Genomic DNA, 17,945 nt, shown 5'->3' with positions numbered 1-17,945 from the left:
CGCCTCGTCTAAATCGTACCAGCGAAACGCAAAACCCGCTTCTTCCAGCCTTTTAGGCAGTGCGCGTTGTCCACCTAACACCAGTACTGAAGATTCGCCCATTAACAACCGAATGGCGGTCGCGGGGGCGCGTATAATCGCCGGGCGATGCAGTGCATGACCGAGCGCATGGGCAAATTGTTCATTGCGTACCGGGTAGGGCGAAACCATATTAAACGGCCCGCGCAGCTCGTTATCCAGCAGCCAGAGAATACCGTTGACCATATCATCGATATGAATCCAGGCCAGATACTGCCGACCGGAACCTATCGGGCCGCCTAAACCGAGGCGAAACGGCGGTAACATTTTGCCGAGGATACCGCCATCAGGTGCCAGCACCACGCCGGTACGCAACAGGCACACGCGCGTTTTGTCGCTTTGCGCCCGACAGGCAATTTCCTCCCAACGGGCGCAGAGTTTATGGGTAAATTCGTTATGCGGCGGTTCTTCTTCAGTGACGACCACTTCCCCCAGATCGCCGTAATAACCCGTTGCTGAACCCGAAATAAACACCGACGGCGGCGTATCGCTGGCGTTAATTAACTCCACCAGTTTTTGTGTGATACTCCAGCGGCTTTGGCAAAGACGCTCTTTTTGCTCGTGAGTCCAGCGTTTATCGGCAATCGGTTCTCCGGCCAGGTTGATTACCGCATCAACGTCGTTGAGGTTGCTTTGATCGGCAAGCCCTTGCCATAGTGTCACCCGGGGACCGAGAACGGAGCTGGCTTTCGGCGGGTTACGCGTCACTACCGTGATTTGATGTCCCAGCTCCAGCAAACGCGGAATCAAATGGCGACCCATTAATCCCGTTCCTCCGGTGATCACTATGTTCATGCTGCCTCCCGATATGACAGTCAGCGCTGCCAGCTCAAGGTCATTGATACTGAGTCGGCGTAGCGCAGCGCGTGAGGTTTATCGATCTCCACTTCAGCATACGTCACCCAGTGATGTTCACGTGCGATGTCGAGCACATCCTGAGTTAATTTTTCCAGCAAAGAGAAGCGGTTATTTTCAACGTGCTGAATGATGTTTTTGGTGACGGTGCGGTAATTCAGTGCGTCGTTAATATCTTCGCTGGTGCGTGCTTTATCGGCGGGGTAGTGGATAGTGACATTGATAACAATATCCTGACGATTGTTAATCTCTTCGTCTTTAATTCCGATAAACGTACGTAAACGAAGGTTCTTTATACGAATAATAGCGGCAGGTTGTGCCATTGCAGGTTCTCCGTTGTTTTACTTAGACCGAAATAATACACGAGAACCTTTATTTGTTAACCATTCGAAATTTCATCATTGAGTTGAGCTTTTAGCTGTGCCTGGTTGGTAGCCGGACGAGAACGGATTCGCTCATACCAGTTCTTTACCGCCGGATACATCGTGAGATCAATTCGCTGGCGGAGCCATGCATTCACCCACGGCCAGCAGGCAATATCTGCAATGCTGTAATTTTCGCCGCCCAACCAGGGCGAGTTTTCCAGACGCTTGTTCATGACATGATAAAGGCGTCGGGTTTCTACCTGGTAACGCTCAATGGCATAAGGAATGGTCTGTGGTGCAGTATGATTGAAATGATGGTTTTGTCCGAGCATCGGACCCAGTCCGCCAACCTGCCAGAATAACCACTGTAATGTGGCGGCGCGTTCACGCGGTTCGTGGCTCAAAAAGAGTCCCGTTTTCTCTGCCAGATACAACAGAATTGCACCGGACTCAAAGAGGCTTAACGGTTCGCCGCCATCGCCTGGCGCGTGATCAACAATTGCCGGAATTTTATTGTTGGGCGAAATACGCAAAAACTCCGGGCGAAACTGGCTGCCTTTACCGAGGTCGACGTTGATTAAGCGATAGTCCAGTCTTGCTTCTTCAAGAAACAACGTAATTTTTTGACCATTCGGTGTTGGGGCGAAATAGAGATCGAGCATCGCGGCTCCGGTTGTCTAATAATCAGAACACCTTAAGTATAGAAAGCGTGGCGATTTGCGTGAGTTTTCGTCACATGACAGTGGTGAAAAAGCTCTATAGTTTGATAGCAAGCCCATTTATCGCCGGGGATATAATGAGTGAATCCGCTATTACATGTTGGTCAGGTGCCCGTTATGTATTATCCGCCAGGGGGAGTTGCTGGAGAAAGACCCGCAGGCTATTGAGCCCGGTGAATATTTACAGTCCGCATGGCAAGGCTATGGGCCGTTAGCGGCAACGTGTCGGATCGGTTGGTGGATTATGCGGCACTCCGGTAGCAGAGGGCTTCCGTTCAGCGTTTTATTGCACTTTCAGCGAAGCAATCTGGCTGATAGCGGCAGCAGAATCCAGTATTATAGCTTACGTTTTTTCGACGAGGAGTGAGTGATGAAACTGATGTTTGCATCGGACATTCATGGGTCGTTACCGGCGACGGAACGTGTTCTTGATTTATTTGCCCAAAGCGGTGCTCAGTGGCTGGTGATTCTCGGCGATGTGCTGAATCATGGCCCGCGAAACGCACTGCCTGAAGGGTATGCGCCAGCAAAGGTAGCCGAGCGGTTAAATGAAGTGGCGCATAAAATTATCGCAGTGCGTGGCAACTGCGACAGCGAAGTGGATCAGATGCTGCTGCATTTCCCGATGACTGCGCCATGGCAACAGGTGTTAATGGAAAAACAACGACTGTTTCTGACGCATGGTCATCTGTTTGGCCCGGATAATCTGCCTGCTTTAAACCAGAATGATGTTTTGGTGTATGGACACACCCATCTACCGGTCGCGGAACAGCGGGGAGAAATTTTCCACTTTAACCCCGGTTCGGTGAGCATTCCGAAAGGCGGTTTTCCGGCAAGCTACGGCATGTTGGAAGACGGCGTTTTAAGTGTAATCGCACTCAATGATCAAAGTATCATTGCGCAGGTTGCGATTAATCCGTAATTTACCCAACAACTCAAAATGCGCCGTAAGAGCGCCAGAAAAAGAAGGTTTCCTGATAATGGAACAGCGTCGTTTGGCAAGTACTGAATGGGTGGATATTGTCAATGAAGAGAATGAAGTCATTGCACAAGCCAGCCGGGAACAGATGCGGGCAGAGTGTCTGCGTCATCGTGCAACTTACATTGTAGTGCATGATGGCATGGGCAAAATTCTGGTTCAGCGTCGTACCGAGACAAAAGACTTTTTACCTGGGATGTTAGATGCTACGGCAGGTGGTGTAGTTCAGGCTGATGAGCAACTGCTGGAATCCGCACGCCGCGAGGCGGAAGAAGAGTTGGGCATTGCCGGAGTTCCCTTTGCTGAGCACGGCCAGTTCTATTTTGAGGATAAAAATTGCCGGGTTTGGGGCGCGTTGTTTAGCTGTGTTTCTCACGGCCCCTTCGCCCTTCAGGAAGATGAAATTAGTGAGGTATGCTGGCTGACCCCGGAAGAAATCACCGCTCGTTGCGATGAATTCACGCCAGATTCACTGAAAGCTCTGGCGCTGTGGATGAAGCGTAACGTCAGGAATGAACTAGAAATTCAAGAAGATTCGGAAGAGGCTTAATAAGTTTCAGCAACTTTCTCGTAAGCACAAACTGGGAGCGATGGGTTTTCGATCGCTCCAGTTACCTTCTTTAATTCGTTCCAGTAAAGCCTTCCCTGCCTCCAGACCAATTTTCCGATGAGGAACGGTCATTGTCGTTAACGGGGGCTGGCAAACTTTGCTAACATCACTGTCGCCAAATCCTACTACGGCGAGATCGTCAGGTACTTTGATGCGTCTTCGCTGGCATTCATACAAAACACCACAGGCCAGTTCATCAGACACACATACCAGAGCGTCCAGTTCCGGCCATGCGAGTAAAAATTCCGGCAATTGTGACGCCCCGGTGGAAAATACCGGTGGCAGCGCGGCGTTAATAACGCGGTTGGGAGACATATGATGGCGCAACATGGCTTTATACCATCCCTGTAAATGTTGCTGAAAGATCCACTGTTCCTGGTTAGCGCACAGCAGGCCGATATTCTGATAACCACGTTGTACCAGCATATCTGTCAGTTCGAACATCGCAGCGACATTATCAATACCAATGTTCATATCAATCGGGTCGGTACGAATGGCGCCGATTTCCATAACGGGAATTGAAGCATTTTTGAGCCAGTTGCGCACGGTATCGCTATGCTCAACACTGAGCAAAATAGCTGCGGCGATATTCGACGCCAGCAGAGTTTCCAGCACTTTTTCTTCTTGTTCCAGGCGGTGACGTGATTCGGCCAGGATTATCTGATATCCCGCAGGCTGTAGCACATGTTGCAGTCCGGCAAACATTTCTGTACATCCCGCTTCGGCCAGATTGGGAACGACCATCGCAATAGTATGAGAAGATGCCGATGCCAGCGCACTTGCAGTGAGATTAGGCATATACCCCAGTTCATTTACAGCGGCTTCGATCTTCTCTCGTAGTTTATCGGAAACTTGTTCAGGCGTACGTAACGCCCTGGATACCGTCATTGTGCCAACGCCTGCGAGTTGCGCGACATCGGCGATAGTGACTTTACCTGTACTGCGACGTTTTCGGGTTATTGCCATACAAAATCCTGCTCAGCGACTACATATGGAGATCTTTTTTTGCTTGTCATCGACGGCTTCCTGTTGGTAGCAGAGTATACCTCTTAATTTCTGCCGGAAGCTTGGATTTCATCAGTGAAATCCGTTTTGATAGCGCTATCACAAATATGAATGATACATATTGATAGCGCTATCTTTGTGAGATTGATCTCAGATATGCCGCCGTTGCTTGCTTAAAGTCTGCTCATTGATATGGGAAATGAGGAGGACAAGTGCTTAATACCTGGCTTTCTGATTCAACAATTGTATTGCGTAAGAGTGTCGACTCCTGGCAACAGGCATTGGATATTTGCGGCAAACCGTTACTGGACGCTGGACTTATTACAACGGATTATCTTACTGCAATCAAAAAACAGCATGAAAAATTGGGACCCTATTATGTTCTGGCGCCGGGATTGGCGATGCCTCATGCACGACCGGAAGAAGGGGCTAAAGGGTTAGGGTTATCATTATTAAAACTCGAAGAAGGTGTCAGTTTTAATGCCGAGGAATTTGATCCTGTAGATGTCATCATTTTACTTGCCGCACCAGACAAACACAGTCATATCGAAATGATATCTGCGCTGGCTGAGTTATTCTCCAGTGAAAAAGATTTACAGGAATTACATCAGGCTCGTAACCTGGAGGAAATAAAAACGATAATTTCACGATTCTAATCACATTATAAATTCAATCTTTTCACAACATTACGCCATTGCGTGATGGGAACCTCTACAAATTAAAATGGTGAATACAATGAAAATCATGGCTATTTGCGGGTCGGGGCTTGGTAGTAGTTTTATGGTTGAAATGAATATTAAAAAGATCCTGAAAAAAATGGAGATAGATGCGGAAGTGGAACACTCCGATCTCTCATCCGCGACTCCAGGCGCAGCCGATTTGTTTGTGATGGCGAAAGATATTGCCGCCAGCGCCAGCGTGCCGGAAGGTCAACTGGTGGTTATCAACAACATCATTGACATTAATGAACTCGAAACGCAACTGCGCAACTGGTTCGCCAAACGATAATTCTGATTGAAGCGAGGTGGATATGTTTATCCTTGAAACGCTGAATTTTGTTGTTGATATCCTGAAAGTACCCTCGGTACTGGTTGGGTTGATTGCCTTAATTGGCCTGGTTGCGCAGAAAAAAGCTTTTTCTGATGTTGTTAAAGGCACAATTAAAACTATCCTTGGATTTATTGTACTGGGTGGCGGCGCAACGGTCCTGGTCGGGTCGTTAAATCCACTGGGAAGTATGTTTGAACATGCTTTTAATATTCAGGGGATTATCCCAAATAATGAAGCGATAGTTTCAATTGCGCTGGAAAAATATGGCGCTTCTACGGCGTTAATTATGGCATTTGGTATGGTGGCTAATATTATTGTCGCCAGATTTACGCGCCTGAAATATATCTTCCTGACCGGGCACCACACCTTTTATATGGCCTGCATGATTGGCGTAATTCTTACTGTGGCGGGTTTTGAAGGGATTTCACTGGTCTTTACCGGTTCTCTTATTCTGGGACTGGTGATGGCATTTTTCCCGGCGTTGGTCCAACGCTATATGAGGCGTATTACCGGGAATGATGAAATCGCTTTTGGTCACTTTGGTACTCTGGGATATGTGCTCTCTGGCTGGATTGGCAGCGTGTGCGGTAAAGGTTCCCGCTCCACCGAAGAGATGAACTTGCCCAAAAATCTGAGCTTCCTGCGCGACAGTTCCATCTCTATTTCTCTTACGATGATGGTGATTTATCTGATCATGGCGATCAGTGCCGGGCGTGAGTACGTTGAAAGCCAGTTCAGTGGCGGTCAAAACTACCTTGTCTACGCCATCATTATGGCCATCACCTTCGCTGCTGGCGTATTTATCATTCTGCAAGGTGTACGTTTAATTCTCGCGGAAATTGTACCTGCATTTACCGGGTTCTCAGAAAAGCTGGTGCCGAATGCCCGTCCAGCCCTCGATTGCCCGGTTGTGTATCCGTATGCGCCAAACGCAGTATTAGTTGGTTTCTTGTTTAGCTTTCTTGGCGGTTTGGTGGGGCTATTTTTGTTGGGGCAGATGAAGCTGGTGCTGATCCTTCCTGGTGTCGTTCCCCACTTCTTCACCGGTGCGACTGCGGGCGTATTTGGTAACGCTACAGGCGGACGTCGCGGTGCAATGATCGGGGCGTTTGCGAATGGGTTATTGATTACCTTCTTGCCTGTGTTGCTACTGCCTGTTCTCGGGGCGATTGGGTTTGCCAATACCACGTTTTCTGATGCTGATTTTGGTGCTGTCGGCATCGTTCTTGGCAACCTTGCGCGATATCTCTCTCCTTTTGCGATTACGGGGGTTGTGGTAACGCTGTTTGTATTGCTGGTCGCCTGGAATATTTTTGCCAAAAATAAAGTCGCTACTAAGGCGCAAGAGACGAGTGGAGCCAAATCATGAATGTCAGAGAAGTCACTCAATTTGCACGGGATATTCGCACCGAAACACTTAAATCGCTGAATCATCTTGGTTTTGGCCATTATGGCGGTTGTATGTCGGTGGTTGAAACGCTGGCGGTACTGTATGGCGTAGTGATGAAAATTGATCCTGCGGATCCTGACTGGCCTGAGCGTGACTACTTTGTGTTGTCGAAAGGACATGCAGGGCCGGCTCTTTATAGCACTCTGGCGCTGAAAGGTTATTTTCCTCTGGAAGAATTAAGAACCTTAAATCAGAACGGTACACGTTTACCAAGTCATCCCGACAGATTAAAAACTCGCGGTGTGGATGCCACTACAGGATCGCTGGGGCAGGGGATATCTATTGCTGGTGGGATGGCGCTCTCCCATAAACTGGCGGGTCGCCGTAATCGGGTTTTTTGTATTGTCGGCGACGGAGAGCTTAATGAAGGCCAGTGCTGGGAAGCCTTCCAGTTTATTGCTCACCATCGACTGAATAATCTCATGGTTTTCATCGACTGGAATAAACAACAACTTGATGGCGAACTGGATAAGATTATCAATCCATTTGATTTAGAAGCGAAATTCCGTGCTTTTGGTTTTGATGTCATAACGGTAAAAGGCGATGACATTAATGAGTTAGTGCGGGTAGTGAAACCTGTCAGGCCGGCAGATGCCAGACCACTTGTTGTCATCCTTGATACCATTAAAGGGCAGGGCGTGCCGTACCTTGAGCAACTTAGCAATTCTCATCACCTGCGTCTGACGCCAGAAATGAAGGAGACGTTAAACGAAACTATTCGCCAACTGGAGGCCATGCATGATTAAGCTCGCACCTGCAGGACAAAAAGACAGTATTGAAATGCGCAAAGTCTATGCTGGATTCATCGCGCAGCAGATTGAGACTGATAGTGCTGTCATTGCCCTTGAAGCGGATTTAATGAGCTCCATGGCAATGGATAGCGTGGCGCGGGATTATCCACAGCAGGTAATCAACTGCGGCATTATGGAAGCCAATGTTATTGGTACAGCAGCAGGTCTGGCGTTGACTGGTCGCAAGCCATTTGTGCACACTTTTACCGCATTCGCCAGCCGTCGCTGTTTTGATCAGTTATTTATGTCGCTCGATTACCAACGTGGCAATGTCAAAGTGATCGCTTCCGATGCAGGCGTTACTGCCTGTCACAACGGCGGAACACATATGTCGTTTGAAGACATGGGAATTGTGCGTGGGCTGGCGCATTCGGTGGTGCTGGAAATGACCGATGCGGTGATGTTTAGTGATATTTTACGCCAGCTTGTGGCGCTTGATGGTTTTTACTGGGTTCGTACGATCCGCAAGCAAGCGACAAGTATCTATGCGCCAGGAACAACATTTTCCATTGGTAAGGGGAATGTCCTGCGTGAAGGCACTGATATCACGCTGATTGCTAATGGCATTATGGTAGCGGAAGCTCTGGAGGCTGCACGTCAACTGGAGCAGAGTGGCGTGAGTGCCGCGGTGATTGATATGTTTACCCTTAAACCTGTGGATCGCATGTTGATTAGAAATTATGCCGAGAAAACAGGGCGTATTGTGACTTGTGAAAACCACAGTATTCACAATGGACTGGGATCGGCTGTTGCGGAGGTTCTGGTCGAAAGCTGTCCGGTACCGATGCGTCGCGTGGGTGTGAAGGAGCGCTATGGTCAGGTAGGAACTCAGGACTTTTTACAGAGAGAGTACGGATTAACAGCGCATGATATTGTAGCGGCAGCCAGAGAGTTATTGTAATCAGTTCCCCTTGCCAGAGAGACTGGCAAGGGGATTTTCGACTTAATGGTAACCCATTAATTGAGCGCCAATCACCACCACGCTGGACATAATAAACAGCAGTCCAAGTAGCGTCGCCCCAACTTTAAGCCAGTTACGGAAGTCTACCCGGCAGACCCCCAGCGTTGCCATTAGTGAAGCTGAGGTTGGGTAAATGATGTGACTGAAGCCATCACCAAACTGGAAGGCCAGCACGGTAACCTGACGGTTAACCCCGACCAGATCGCCGAGCGGTGCCAGTAACGGCATGGTTAACGCAGCCTGACCAGAGCCGGATGTGACAAAGAAATTAAATACCGCCTGGAAGAGAAGCATAAACCAGGCGGCGACCGCGTTATCCAGTCCGCTAATAGCATTAGCAATACTGTTGAGGATAGTATTTAACACGCTGGCATCGCCTGCTTCGCCGTTACCAACCAGCAGCAAAATCCCTTTGGCGAAACCAACTAACAGGGCAGGGGCGATCATCATTCGCGCCCCTTCGGTAAATGACGAGGCCATCGTGTTAACAGTCATGCCGTTAAGACGGAAGATAACGCCGATGATGCCAATCACCAGCCCCATGGCGAAGAACTGGCTGGCAATCTCTGGAATAAACCAGGCATTAACGATCACGCCCCAAATCACCCAGATAATCACCGCAGTTAAAACAATCAAGACCAGCCAGTCACCTAGGGTGAACGGGCGCTCTTCAACATCAGCCTGCTTTTCGCGGAAGAAGCGATCGGACTCATGAACGCGTGACAGCAGAGGATTCTTTTTCACTCGTGAGGCGTACACCATGGTGAAGACCAGGCCAATCAGCGTGGCGATAACCCACACTACGATGCGCAAGCCTGAGCCGGAAAGGACCGGAACCCCCGCAATCCCCTGAGCGACGACCACGCAAAACGGGTTCATCCACGAACTGGCAAAACCGATCTGCGTGGCAATATAGGTTACCAGGACGGTGGTAATACTGTCATAACCCAGCCGGACCATAAGCGGGGCGATAATGATGGCAAAGGCGACAGCCTCTTCCCCCATACCGAATACTGCGCCACCGAGCGAAAAGAGAATAAACAGCGCCGGGATGAAGAGGATTTCATTTCCCCGCGTATGGCGGATAAGCGCCAGAATGCCGTTATCAATGGTTCCTGTACGCATGACGATGCCAAACGCGCCACCAATCACCAGCATAAACATGATGATGCCAACGGCTGTCCCATATTTCGAGCCAGAGGTAAGTCCTTCAAACGGGAAATTCATCAGGCCCGGACGTTCATCTCCCGTCGAAAACAGTTGTACGCGGTGATACTCCGGTTCACCTGCCTCGTTGGTCAAAATGCGAAATGAGTGAGGATCTACGACTTTGCGCGTTTTTGTCTGACCATCAACCTGATACTGCACTTCCTGGCTGTCAAACATCCCCACCGGAACAACCCAGGTGGCGAGACTGGTTAAAATAGCGACAAAAAAGATAATCACCAACGTATCGGGCATTGCCCATCTTCTGGTTGGTTTAGATTCAGTTATTGCGGACATAGCGCAAACTTTCCCTGAGATAAGAAAAAGAAATAAGTATGCAAAGCGAGGCGTGGTAATTCATTGATGCAGCGCAGTTAAGCTGAATAATCAGGCACTACTTTTCACTGCGTAGAGAATAAAAATCCGGAAATAGTGACTATTTCCGGATTTGGTTTCCGCAATATTGCGAAACAGGTGTGATTACTGCTGCTGAGCAGACTGAATCGCGGTCAGAGCGATGGTGTAGACGATATCGTCAACCAGAGCGCCACGGGACAGGTCGTTAACCGGTTTGCGCATACCTTGCAGCATTGGCCCGATGGAGATCAGGTCGGCAGAACGCTGTACCGCTTTGTAGGTGGTGTTACCGGTGTTCAGATCCGGGAAGATGAACACGGTAGCGCGGCCTGCAACCGGAGAGTTCGGCGCTTTAGATTTCGCAACGTCAGCCATTACCGCAGCGTCGTACTGCAGCGGGCCGTCGATCATCAGGTCAGGACGTTTTTCCTGCGCCAGACGAGTCGCTTCGCGAACTTTCTCTACGTCGCTACCAGCACCAGAGGTACCGGTGGAGTAGGAAAGCATTGCTACGCGCGGTTCGATACCGAAAGCAGCGGCGGAATCTGCGGACTGAATTGCGATTTCTGCCAGTTGTTCAGCAGTCGGATCCGGGTTGATCGCACAGTCACCGTAAACGTAAACCTGTTCCGGCAGCAGCATGAAGAACACGGAAGATACCAGAGAGCTGCCCGGCGCAGTTTTGATCAACTGCAGCGGCGGACGGATGGTGTTTGCAGTGGTGTGAACTGCACCAGAAACCAGACCGTCAACTTCATTCTGTTCCAGCATCATAGTCCCGAGAACCACGTTGTCTTCCAGCTGTTCGCGGGCAACGGTTTCGGTCATACCTTTGTTCTTACGCAGTTCGACCAGACGAGCAACATAGTTTTCGCGAACCACTTCTGGATCAACGATTTCAATGCCTGCGCCCAGTTCTACGCCCTGAGATGCAGCTACGCGGTTAATCTCTGCCGGGTTACCCAACAGTACGCAAGTCGCGATACCACGTTCCGCACAGATAGCGGCTGCTTTTACGGTACGCGGTTCGTCGCCTTCCGGCAGAACGATACGTTTGCCCGCTTTGCGCGCCAGTTCAGTCAGCTGATAACGGAACGCTGGCGGAGACAGACGGCGGCTACGCTCAGAAGTCGCGGTCAGAGAATCGATCCAGTCAGCGTTGATGTAGTTAGCAACGTATTCCTGAACTTTTTCGATACGCTCATGATCGTCAACCGGAACTTCCAGATTGAAGCTCTGCAGGCTCAGAGAAGTCTGCCAGGTGTTGGTGTTCACCATGAATACCGGTAGGCCGGTCGCGAAAGCACGTTCGCACAGTTTGGAAATGCGCGCGTCCATTTCGTAGCCGCCAGTCAGCAGCAGGGCGCCGATTTCTACGCCATTCATTGCAGCCAGGCAAGCAGCAACCAGAACGTCAGGACGGTCTGCGGAAGTTACCAGCAGAGAGCCAGCACGGAAGTGTTCCAGCATGTGCGGAATGCTACGTGCGCAGAAAGTGACGGATTTCACACGGCGAGTGTTGATGTCGCCTTCGTTGATAATGGTCGCGTTCAGGTGGCGAGCCATGTCGATCGCACGGGTCGCGATCAGATCAAAGCTCCACGGCACAGCGCCGAGAACCGGCAGCGGGCTGGAATCTTGCAGCTTCGCCGGATCAACGTTGTTCACTTTTGCTTTGGTGGAGTCGTCAAAAATCTCGGACAGATCAGGACGGGTACGCCCCTGCTCATCAACCGGTGCGTTCAGTTTGTTAACGATAACGCCGGTGATATTGGTGTTTTTTTCACCACCAAAGCTGTTGCGAGTCAGTTCGATACGCTCTTTGAGTTGCTCCGGGGTGTCAGTACCCTGAGACATAACGAAGACGATTTCCGCGTTCAGCGTTTTCGCGATTTCGTAGTTCAGAGACTGGGCAAACTGGTGCTTACGTGTCGGTACCAGACCTTCAACCAGAACCACTTCAGCGTCTTTGGTGTTAGCGTGGTAGTTCGCGACGATCTCTTCCATCAGCACATCTTTTTTATTGCTGGAAAGCAGACCTTCAACGTAGCTCATTTTCAGCGGTTCAGCGGCTGTCGTGGTGGAAGAGCTGGCACGCACGATAGTCGTTGTCTGATCGGGCGCATCGCCACCGGTACGCGGCTGAGCAATAGGTTTGAAAACGCTCAGACGAACGCCTTTGCGTTCCATAGCACGGATAACGCCGAGGCTGACGCTGGTCAGCCCGACGCTGGTTCCGGTAGGGATCAGCATAATAATACGGGACACGGTTTATCCTCTTTCGTTACCGCCGATTTGGCGGGTTACAAAACAGCACCGCCAGCTGGGCTGGCGGTGTGAAATCAGGCAGTCAGGCGGCTCGCGTCTTGCGCGATAACCAGTTCTTCGTTGGTTGGGATAACCACCGCAGGACGGGTACCTTCTTTGTTGATGAAACCAGATTTGCCGAAACGTGCAGCCAGGTTGCGTTCATGGTCAATTTCGAAGCCCAGCACGCCCAGTTTGCCCAGAGACAGTTCACGAACCATCGCGGCATTTTCACCAATACCACCGGTGAATACAACGGCATCCAGACGACCATCCATCAGCGCGGTGTAAGCGCCGATGTATTTCGCCAGACGGTGGCAGTAAACGTCCATTGCGCGTTTTGCATCTTCTTTTGTCGCATAGTTGTCTTCAACATAGCGGCAGTCGCTGGTTACTTCGGTCAGACCCAGCAGGCCGGACTCTTTGGTCAGCAGTTTGTTGATGGCATCAACGCTCATGCCGAGGGTGTCGTGCAGGTGGAAAATGATCGCCGGATCGATGTCGCCGGAACGAGTCCCCATGACCAGGCCTTCCAGCGGGGTCAGACCCATAGAGGTGTCAACACATTTGCCGTTGCGGATAGCAGAAACGGAACCACCGTTGCCCAGGTGGCAGGTGATGATGTTCAGCTCTTCTACTGGCTTGTTCAGCATTTTCGCCGCTTCCTGAGTTACATAGAAGTGGCTGGTGCCGTGTGCGCCGTAACGACGGATGCCGTGCTCTTTGTACAGATTGTACGGCAGGGCGTAGAGGTAAGACTCTTCCGGCATAGTCTGGTGGAATGCGGTGTCGAACACGGCAACGTTTTTGTCTTTCAATTGCGGGAAGGCTTTCAGCGCTTCTTCGATACCGATCAGGTGAGCCGGGTTGTGCAGCGGTGCAAAAGAAGCCGCATCTTTGATACCCTGAATAACAGACTCATCGATTACTACGGAGCTGGTATACTTCTCGCCGCCGTGTACGATACGGTGACCGATAGCGGTCAGCTGCGCAGAAAGTTCTGGTTTTTGTGCCAGAATAGTATTAACGATAAAGTTCAGCGCTTCACTGTGAGCGGCGCCTGCACCTAAAGCCGCTTCTTGTTTATTGCCGTCCATTTTCCATTTGATACGCGCTTCAGGCAGGTGGAAACATTCGGCCAAACCAGAAAGATACTCTTCACCATTTACTGCATCGATGATTGCAAATTTCAGTGAAGAACTACCGCAGTTCAGAACCAGTACTAACTTACTCGACATGGAAGTACCTATAATTGATACGTGGCTAAAAAAACGTCAGGGAGCCATAGAGCGTAGCGCATGATGACGCTGACATTTATGATTAACATCATGCACTGCAAAATTTTTTGCATGATGGAAGAAATATCTTGAGTCTATGCCATTTTGCGTAATTTTCAGCCAATGGCATAATGTATATGAATTTGACGACTCAATGATTATGTACTACTCGGCCATTCCAGGCTGCTAAAGGATACCTGATAGTGGGTATGGAAGACAAAATGTTTTGAACGTTGTCCCGCTGAGTTGTGAATTTACACAAATTTTTGAATATTTATATGTGAAGTTGAGGTGAAGCATGTCAACGCCGGATAATCGTTCTGTTAATTTTTTTAGTTTGTTCCGCCGGGGACAGCACTACTCAAAGACGTGGCCGATGGAAAAACGCCTTGCCCCGGTCTTTGTTGACAATCGCGTCATCAGGATGACGCGCTATGCGATCCGCTATATGCCGCCGATCGCCGTCTTTACTCTTTGCTGGCAGATTGCGCTGGGTGGTCAGCTTGGGCCGGCTGTCGCTACCGCATTGTTCGCCCTGAGTTTACCGATGCAGGGGCTATGGTGGCTGGGTAAACGTTCTGTTACGCCATTACCCCCGGCGATCCTGAGCTGGTTTTATGAAGTTCGCGGTAAATTGCAGGAAGCCGGGCAAGCCTTAGCTCCGGTAGAAGGCAAGCCGGATTATCAGGCATTAGCTGACACGCTTAAGCGTGCCTTCAAACAACTGGATAAAACTTTCCTTGATGATTTGTAATTGAACCCTGATTACGCATATAAAAGAAGGCAGGCATCGGCCTTCTTTTTTTCACCGTAGTACTGTGATACAGGAGTCAATAATGGAAATGACCAACGCGCAACGTCTTATTTTGTCTAATCAATACAAAATGATGACTATGCTCGATCCGGCGAATGCTGAGCGTTACCGCCGTCTGCAAACAATCATTGAGCGTGGTTATGGGTTGCAGATGCGTGAACTGGATCGCGAGTTTGGCGAGCTGAAAGAAGAAACTTGCCGCACGATTATCGACATTATGGAGATGTATCACGCGCTGCATGTTTCCTGGTCTAATTTGCAGGACCGACAATCTATTGATGAGCGCCGTGTCACCTTCCTCGGCTTCGACGCTGCTACCGAAGCGCGTTATCTCGGTTATGTACGGTTTATGGTTAATGTTGAAGGACGTTACACGCATTTTGACGCCGGGACTCACGGCTTTAATGCACAGACGCCAATGTGGGAGAAATATCAACGCATGTTGAATGTCTGGCATGCTTGCCCTCGTCAGTATCATCTGAGTGCTAACGAAATTAATCAAATCATTAACGCCTGAGGAGGCCCGCGTGCGGTGCAAAGGTTTTCTGTTTGATCTTGATGGCACGCTGGTGGACTCTCTGCCTGCGGTGGAACGGGCATGGAGCAACTGGGCGAGACGTCATGAGCTCACACCGGAAGAGGTGCTCGCTTTTATTCACGGTAAGCAGGCAATCACCTCTCTGCGCCACTTTATGGCGGGGAAATCCGAAGCGGAAATTGCCGCAGAGTTTACGCGTCTGGAACAAGTCGAGGCTACGGAAACCGAAGGTATTACTGCGCTCCCGGGAGCGATTGCTTTACTCAATGATTTGAATAAAGCGGGTATTCCATGGGCGATTGTGACGTCAGGTTCCATGCCAGTTGCACGAGCACGTCACAAAGTGGCAGGGCTTCCCGCACCGGAAGTTTTTGTTACCGCAGAACGGGTTAAGCGTGGAAAACCAGAGCCGGATGCATATCTGTTAGGGGCGCAACTGCTTGGTCTGGCACCGCAGGAATGTGTTGTGGTGGAAGATGCTCCTGCTGGCGTGCTTTCTGGTCTGGCAGCGGGTTGCCAGGTTATCGCCGTCAATGCGCCGGCAGATACCCCGCGGTTAAATGAGGTGGATTTGGTTCTTCATAGTCTGGAGCAGATTAAAGTAACCAAACAGCCAAATGGCGACGTTATTTTTCAGTGAAACACCCGATCATGATTTAGCCCCGTTTCGCCGGGGCTTTTTTGTGGCAAGATTAACCCATCCCCCTCAATTAACAAGGATAAGTTGTGAACGGTGAATTGATTTGGGTCCTCTCATTGTTGGTAGTTGCCATAATTTTGTTTGCAACGGGCAAAGTGCGTATGGATGCGGTCGCTTTGTTTGTCATTGTCGCGTTCGCCTTAAGCGGTACGCTGACAGTCACCGAGGTTTTTTCCGGCTTTTCCGATCCTAACGTTGTGCTGATCGCCGCTCTGTTTATTATTGGCGATGGCCTTGTGCGCACAGGGGTTGCCACCGTGATGGGAACATGGCTGGTCAAAGTGGCCGGTAACAGTGAAATCAAAATGTTGGTTTTGTTGATGCTGACTGTCGCGGGCCTTGGCGCATTTATGAGCTCAACGGGCGTCGTTGCAATCTTTATCCCCGTGGTATTGAGCGTCGCTATGCGTATGCAAACGTCGCCGTCTCGCCTGATGATGCCCTTGAGTTTTGCCGGGTTGATCAGCGGTATGATGACCCTGGTGGCGACGCCGCCTAACCTGGTGGTGAACAGTGAATTACTTCGTGAAGGTTATCATGGCTTTAGTTTTTTTAGCGTAACGCCTATCGGTCTGGTTGTATTGGTGCTGGGCATTTTCTATATGCTGGTGATGCGCTTTATGCTGAAAGGGGATACCCAGACTCCCCAGCGCGAAGGCTGGACTCGCCGTACCTTTCGCGATCTTATCCGTGAATATCGCCTGACCGGGCGCGCGCGTCGCCTGGCTATCCGCCCCGGTTCGCCAATGATTGGTCAACGGCTGGACGATCTCAAACTGCGTGAGCGTTACGGCGCTAACGTCATTGGTGTTGAACGCTGGCGCCGTTTTCGTCGTGTCATTGTGAATGTTAATGGGGTTTCTGAATTCCGCGCGCGTGACGTTTTACTTATTGATATGTCAGCGGCTGACGTCGATCTCCGGCAATTTTGTAGTGAGCAACTGCTGGAACCGATGGTTCTGCGTGGAGAATATTTTTCCGATCAGGCGCTTGATGTCGGCATGGCGGAAATTTCATTAATTCCAGAGTCAGAGCTTATTGGTAAATCAGTGCGTGAAATTGGTTTTCGTACCCGCTATGGACTGAATGTGGTGGGCCTGAAACGCAATGGCGTGGCGCTGGAAGGGTCGCTGGCGGATGAGCCTCTGCTGCTGGGCGATATTATTCTGGTTGTCGGTAACTGGAAACTGATCGGGATGTTGGCAAAACAGGGGCGTGATTTCGTGGCGCTGAATTTGCCGGAAGAGGTGAGTGAAGCCTCGCCAGCGCATAGCCAGGCACCACACGCTATTTTCTGCCTGGTACTGATGGTGGCGTTAATGCTGACCGATGAGATCCCCAATCCTATTGCAGCAATCATCGCTTGTCTGCTGATGGGCAAATTTCGCTGTATAGATGCCGAAAGCGCCTATAAATCCATTCACTGGCCGAGCATTATTTTGATTGTCGGGATGATGCCGTTTGCTGTGGCATTGCAAAAAACCGGTGGCGTTGCGTTAGTGGTGAAAGGGTTAATGGATATTGGCGGCGGTTACGGGCCGCACATGATGCTTGGCTGTTTGTTTGTGCTGTCGGCGGTGATTGGCCTGTTTATTTCAAATACCGCGACAGCGGTGTTGATGGCGCCGATTGCGCTGGCTGCCGCCAAAACGATGGGCGTGTCGCCTTATCCGTTTGCCATGGTCGTGGCAATGGCTGCATCCGCTGCTTTTATGACGCCAGTTTCTTCTCCCGTTAACACGTTGGTTTTAGGCCCGGGGAATTACCGCTTCAGTGACTTTGTTAAGTTGGGGGTTCCATTCACCATTATTGTTATGGTGGTTTGCGTGGTGATGATTCCGATGTTGTTTCCATTTTGACAAGATGCCTGATGCGACGCTGAC

The 17,945-nt window shown here is 50.2% G+C and carries 18 protein-coding genes and 1 pseudogene; 12 read left to right on the top strand and 7 right to left on the bottom strand.

The window, feature by feature from the left end; translation table 11 throughout:
- The 3 genes from EA14781_RS03555 to yfcG form a co-directional block, all read right to left on the bottom strand.
- Nucleotides 1–873: TIGR01777 family oxidoreductase (locus EA14781_RS03555; protein ID WP_042335372.1), on the bottom strand; the 873-nt coding region annotated here is incomplete at its 3' end.
- A gap of 20 nt (nucleotides 874–893) precedes the next feature.
- A complete protein-coding gene (gene folX, locus EA14781_RS03550; RefSeq protein ID WP_000068455.1) occupies nucleotides 894–1,256 on the bottom strand; it encodes a dihydroneopterin triphosphate 2'-epimerase in 363 nt (120 codons plus the stop codon).
- A 56-nt stretch (nucleotides 1,257–1,312) separates the two neighbouring features.
- Nucleotides 1,313–1,960 carry a GSH-dependent disulfide bond oxidoreductase gene (yfcG, locus tag EA14781_RS03545; protein WP_000886375.1) on the bottom strand — a complete coding sequence of 216 codons (648 nt, stop codon included), beginning with the start codon at nucleotides 1,958–1,960 and terminating at the stop codon, nucleotides 1,313–1,315.
- Nucleotides 1,961–2,239: 279 nt separating this feature from the next.
- Here yfcG and EA14781_RS25955 point away from each other — a divergent pair.
- The 3 genes and pseudogenes from EA14781_RS25955 to yfcD form a co-directional block, all read left to right on the top strand.
- Nucleotides 2,240–2,332, top strand: a pseudogene (locus EA14781_RS25955) (glutathione transferase); the annotation flags it as partial.
- Between the two features lie 55 nt (nucleotides 2,333–2,387).
- On the top strand, nucleotides 2,388–2,939 hold the full coding sequence (yfcE, locus tag EA14781_RS03540; protein ID WP_002461696.1) for a phosphodiesterase: 552 nt from the start codon (nucleotides 2,388–2,390) through the stop codon (nucleotides 2,937–2,939).
- A gap of 58 nt (nucleotides 2,940–2,997) precedes the next feature.
- Nucleotides 2,998–3,546 (top strand): NUDIX hydrolase YfcD, encoded by a 549-nt coding sequence (yfcD, locus tag EA14781_RS03535; protein WP_000437929.1) that lies wholly within the window; start codon nucleotides 2,998–3,000, stop codon nucleotides 3,544–3,546.
- Between the two features lie 6 nt (nucleotides 3,547–3,552).
- Here yfcD and EA14781_RS03530 read toward each other — a convergent pair whose 3' ends face one another.
- Nucleotides 3,553–4,572 carry a LacI family DNA-binding transcriptional regulator gene (locus tag EA14781_RS03530; protein WP_001018810.1) on the bottom strand — a complete coding sequence of 340 codons (1,020 nt, stop codon included), beginning with the start codon at nucleotides 4,570–4,572 and terminating at the stop codon, nucleotides 3,553–3,555.
- A gap of 251 nt (nucleotides 4,573–4,823) precedes the next feature.
- Between EA14781_RS03530 and EA14781_RS03525 the strand changes: the two genes are divergently transcribed.
- From EA14781_RS03525 to EA14781_RS03505, 5 genes are all read left to right on the top strand, one after another.
- On the top strand, nucleotides 4,824–5,267 hold the full coding sequence (locus EA14781_RS03525) for a PTS sugar transporter subunit IIA (RefSeq protein ID WP_000935565.1): 444 nt from the start codon (nucleotides 4,824–4,826) through the stop codon (nucleotides 5,265–5,267).
- A 79-nt stretch (nucleotides 5,268–5,346) separates the two neighbouring features.
- Nucleotides 5,347–5,619 (top strand): PTS sugar transporter subunit IIB, encoded by a 273-nt coding sequence (locus EA14781_RS03520; protein WP_000699817.1) that lies wholly within the window; start codon nucleotides 5,347–5,349, stop codon nucleotides 5,617–5,619.
- Between the two features lie 22 nt (nucleotides 5,620–5,641).
- A complete protein-coding gene (locus EA14781_RS03515; RefSeq protein WP_000470236.1) occupies nucleotides 5,642–7,030 on the top strand; it encodes a PTS ascorbate transporter subunit IIC in 1,389 nt (462 codons plus the stop codon).
- Nucleotides 7,027–7,857, top strand: a complete 831-nt coding sequence (locus tag EA14781_RS03510) for a transketolase (RefSeq protein WP_001102824.1) — start codon at nucleotides 7,027–7,029, stop codon at nucleotides 7,855–7,857. Before EA14781_RS03515 ends, EA14781_RS03510 begins: the two co-directional genes overlap by 4 nt.
- Nucleotides 7,850–8,803, top strand: coding sequence for a transketolase family protein (locus EA14781_RS03505; protein ID WP_000593042.1), 954 nt, complete (start codon nucleotides 7,850–7,852; stop codon nucleotides 8,801–8,803). The genes EA14781_RS03510 and EA14781_RS03505 overlap by 8 nt, the downstream gene beginning before the upstream one ends.
- A 42-nt stretch (nucleotides 8,804–8,845) precedes the next feature.
- On the opposite strand, the gene yfcC is transcribed toward EA14781_RS03505, so the two are convergent.
- The 3 genes from yfcC to ackA form a co-directional block, all read right to left on the bottom strand.
- Nucleotides 8,846–10,366 carry a putative basic amino acid antiporter YfcC gene (yfcC, locus tag EA14781_RS03500; RefSeq protein WP_001274484.1) on the bottom strand — a complete coding sequence of 507 codons (1,521 nt, stop codon included), beginning with the start codon at nucleotides 10,364–10,366 and terminating at the stop codon, nucleotides 8,846–8,848.
- Nucleotides 10,367–10,549: 183 nt separating this feature from the next.
- Nucleotides 10,550–12,694, bottom strand: a complete 2,145-nt coding sequence (gene pta, locus EA14781_RS03495; protein ID WP_000086738.1) for a phosphate acetyltransferase — start codon at nucleotides 12,692–12,694, stop codon at nucleotides 10,550–10,552.
- A gap of 74 nt (nucleotides 12,695–12,768) precedes the next feature.
- On the bottom strand, nucleotides 12,769–13,971 hold the full coding sequence (gene ackA / locus EA14781_RS03490; protein WP_000095701.1) for an acetate kinase: 1,203 nt from the start codon (nucleotides 13,969–13,971) through the stop codon (nucleotides 12,769–12,771).
- 337 nt (nucleotides 13,972–14,308) lie between these two features.
- On the opposite strand from ackA, the gene yfbV reads away from it, so the two are divergent.
- From yfbV to EA14781_RS03465, 4 genes are all read left to right on the top strand, one after another.
- Nucleotides 14,309–14,764: a terminus macrodomain insulation protein YfbV gene (gene yfbV / locus EA14781_RS03480; protein WP_000106632.1), complete on the top strand. Its 456-nt coding sequence runs from the start codon at nucleotides 14,309–14,311 to the stop codon at nucleotides 14,762–14,764.
- Nucleotides 14,765–14,846: 82 nt separating this feature from the next.
- Nucleotides 14,847–15,341, top strand: coding sequence for a YfbU family protein (locus EA14781_RS03475; protein ID WP_000426128.1), 495 nt, complete (start codon nucleotides 14,847–14,849; stop codon nucleotides 15,339–15,341).
- A gap of 10 nt (nucleotides 15,342–15,351) precedes the next feature.
- Complete coding sequence (gene hxpA / locus EA14781_RS03470) at nucleotides 15,352–16,002, top strand: hexitol phosphatase HxpA (protein WP_001203382.1); 651 nt, start codon at nucleotides 15,352–15,354, stop codon at nucleotides 16,000–16,002.
- A gap of 86 nt (nucleotides 16,003–16,088) precedes the next feature.
- Nucleotides 16,089–17,921 carry an SLC13 family permease gene (locus EA14781_RS03465; protein ID WP_001012917.1) on the top strand — a complete coding sequence of 611 codons (1,833 nt, stop codon included), beginning with the start codon at nucleotides 16,089–16,091 and terminating at the stop codon, nucleotides 17,919–17,921.
- Nucleotides 17,922–17,945 lie beyond the last annotated feature (24 nt).

The organism is Escherichia albertii NBRC 107761 = DSM 17582, from assembly GCF_000759775.1.
Lineage (GTDB): Bacteria > Pseudomonadota > Gammaproteobacteria > Enterobacterales > Enterobacteriaceae > Escherichia > Escherichia albertii.
Note: the sequence above shows the minus strand (reverse complement) of the source record. Positions and strands in the feature narration are given on the sequence as shown.

Coding starts and splice junctions, on each gene's coding strand:
- yfcE (WP_002461696.1), top strand. CDS start 2,388: ATGAAACTGATGTTTGCATCGGACATTCATGGGTCGTTACCGGCGACG.
- yfbV (WP_000106632.1), top strand. CDS start 14,309: ATGTCAACGCCGGATAATCGTTCTGTTAATTTTTTTAGTTTGTTCCGC.
- EA14781_RS03510 (WP_001102824.1), top strand. CDS start 7,027: ATGAATGTCAGAGAAGTCACTCAATTTGCACGGGATATTCGCACCGAA.
- yfcC (WP_001274484.1), bottom strand. CDS start 10,366: ATGTCCGCAATAACTGAATCTAAACCAACCAGAAGATGGGCAATGCCC.
- yfcG (WP_000886375.1), bottom strand. CDS start 1,960: ATGCTCGATCTCTATTTCGCCCCAACACCGAATGGTCAAAAAATTACG.
- folX (WP_000068455.1), bottom strand. CDS start 1,256: ATGGCACAACCTGCCGCTATTATTCGTATAAAGAACCTTCGTTTACGT.
- EA14781_RS03530 (WP_001018810.1), bottom strand. CDS start 4,572: ATGGCAATAACCCGAAAACGTCGCAGTACAGGTAAAGTCACTATCGCC.
- EA14781_RS03520 (WP_000699817.1), top strand. CDS start 5,347: ATGAAAATCATGGCTATTTGCGGGTCGGGGCTTGGTAGTAGTTTTATG.
- EA14781_RS03475 (WP_000426128.1), top strand. CDS start 14,847: ATGGAAATGACCAACGCGCAACGTCTTATTTTGTCTAATCAATACAAA.
- EA14781_RS03515 (WP_000470236.1), top strand. CDS start 5,642: ATGTTTATCCTTGAAACGCTGAATTTTGTTGTTGATATCCTGAAAGTA.
- yfcD (WP_000437929.1), top strand. CDS start 2,998: ATGGAACAGCGTCGTTTGGCAAGTACTGAATGGGTGGATATTGTCAAT.
- EA14781_RS03505 (WP_000593042.1), top strand. CDS start 7,850: ATGATTAAGCTCGCACCTGCAGGACAAAAAGACAGTATTGAAATGCGC.
- ackA (WP_000095701.1), bottom strand. CDS start 13,971: ATGTCGAGTAAGTTAGTACTGGTTCTGAACTGCGGTAGTTCTTCACTG.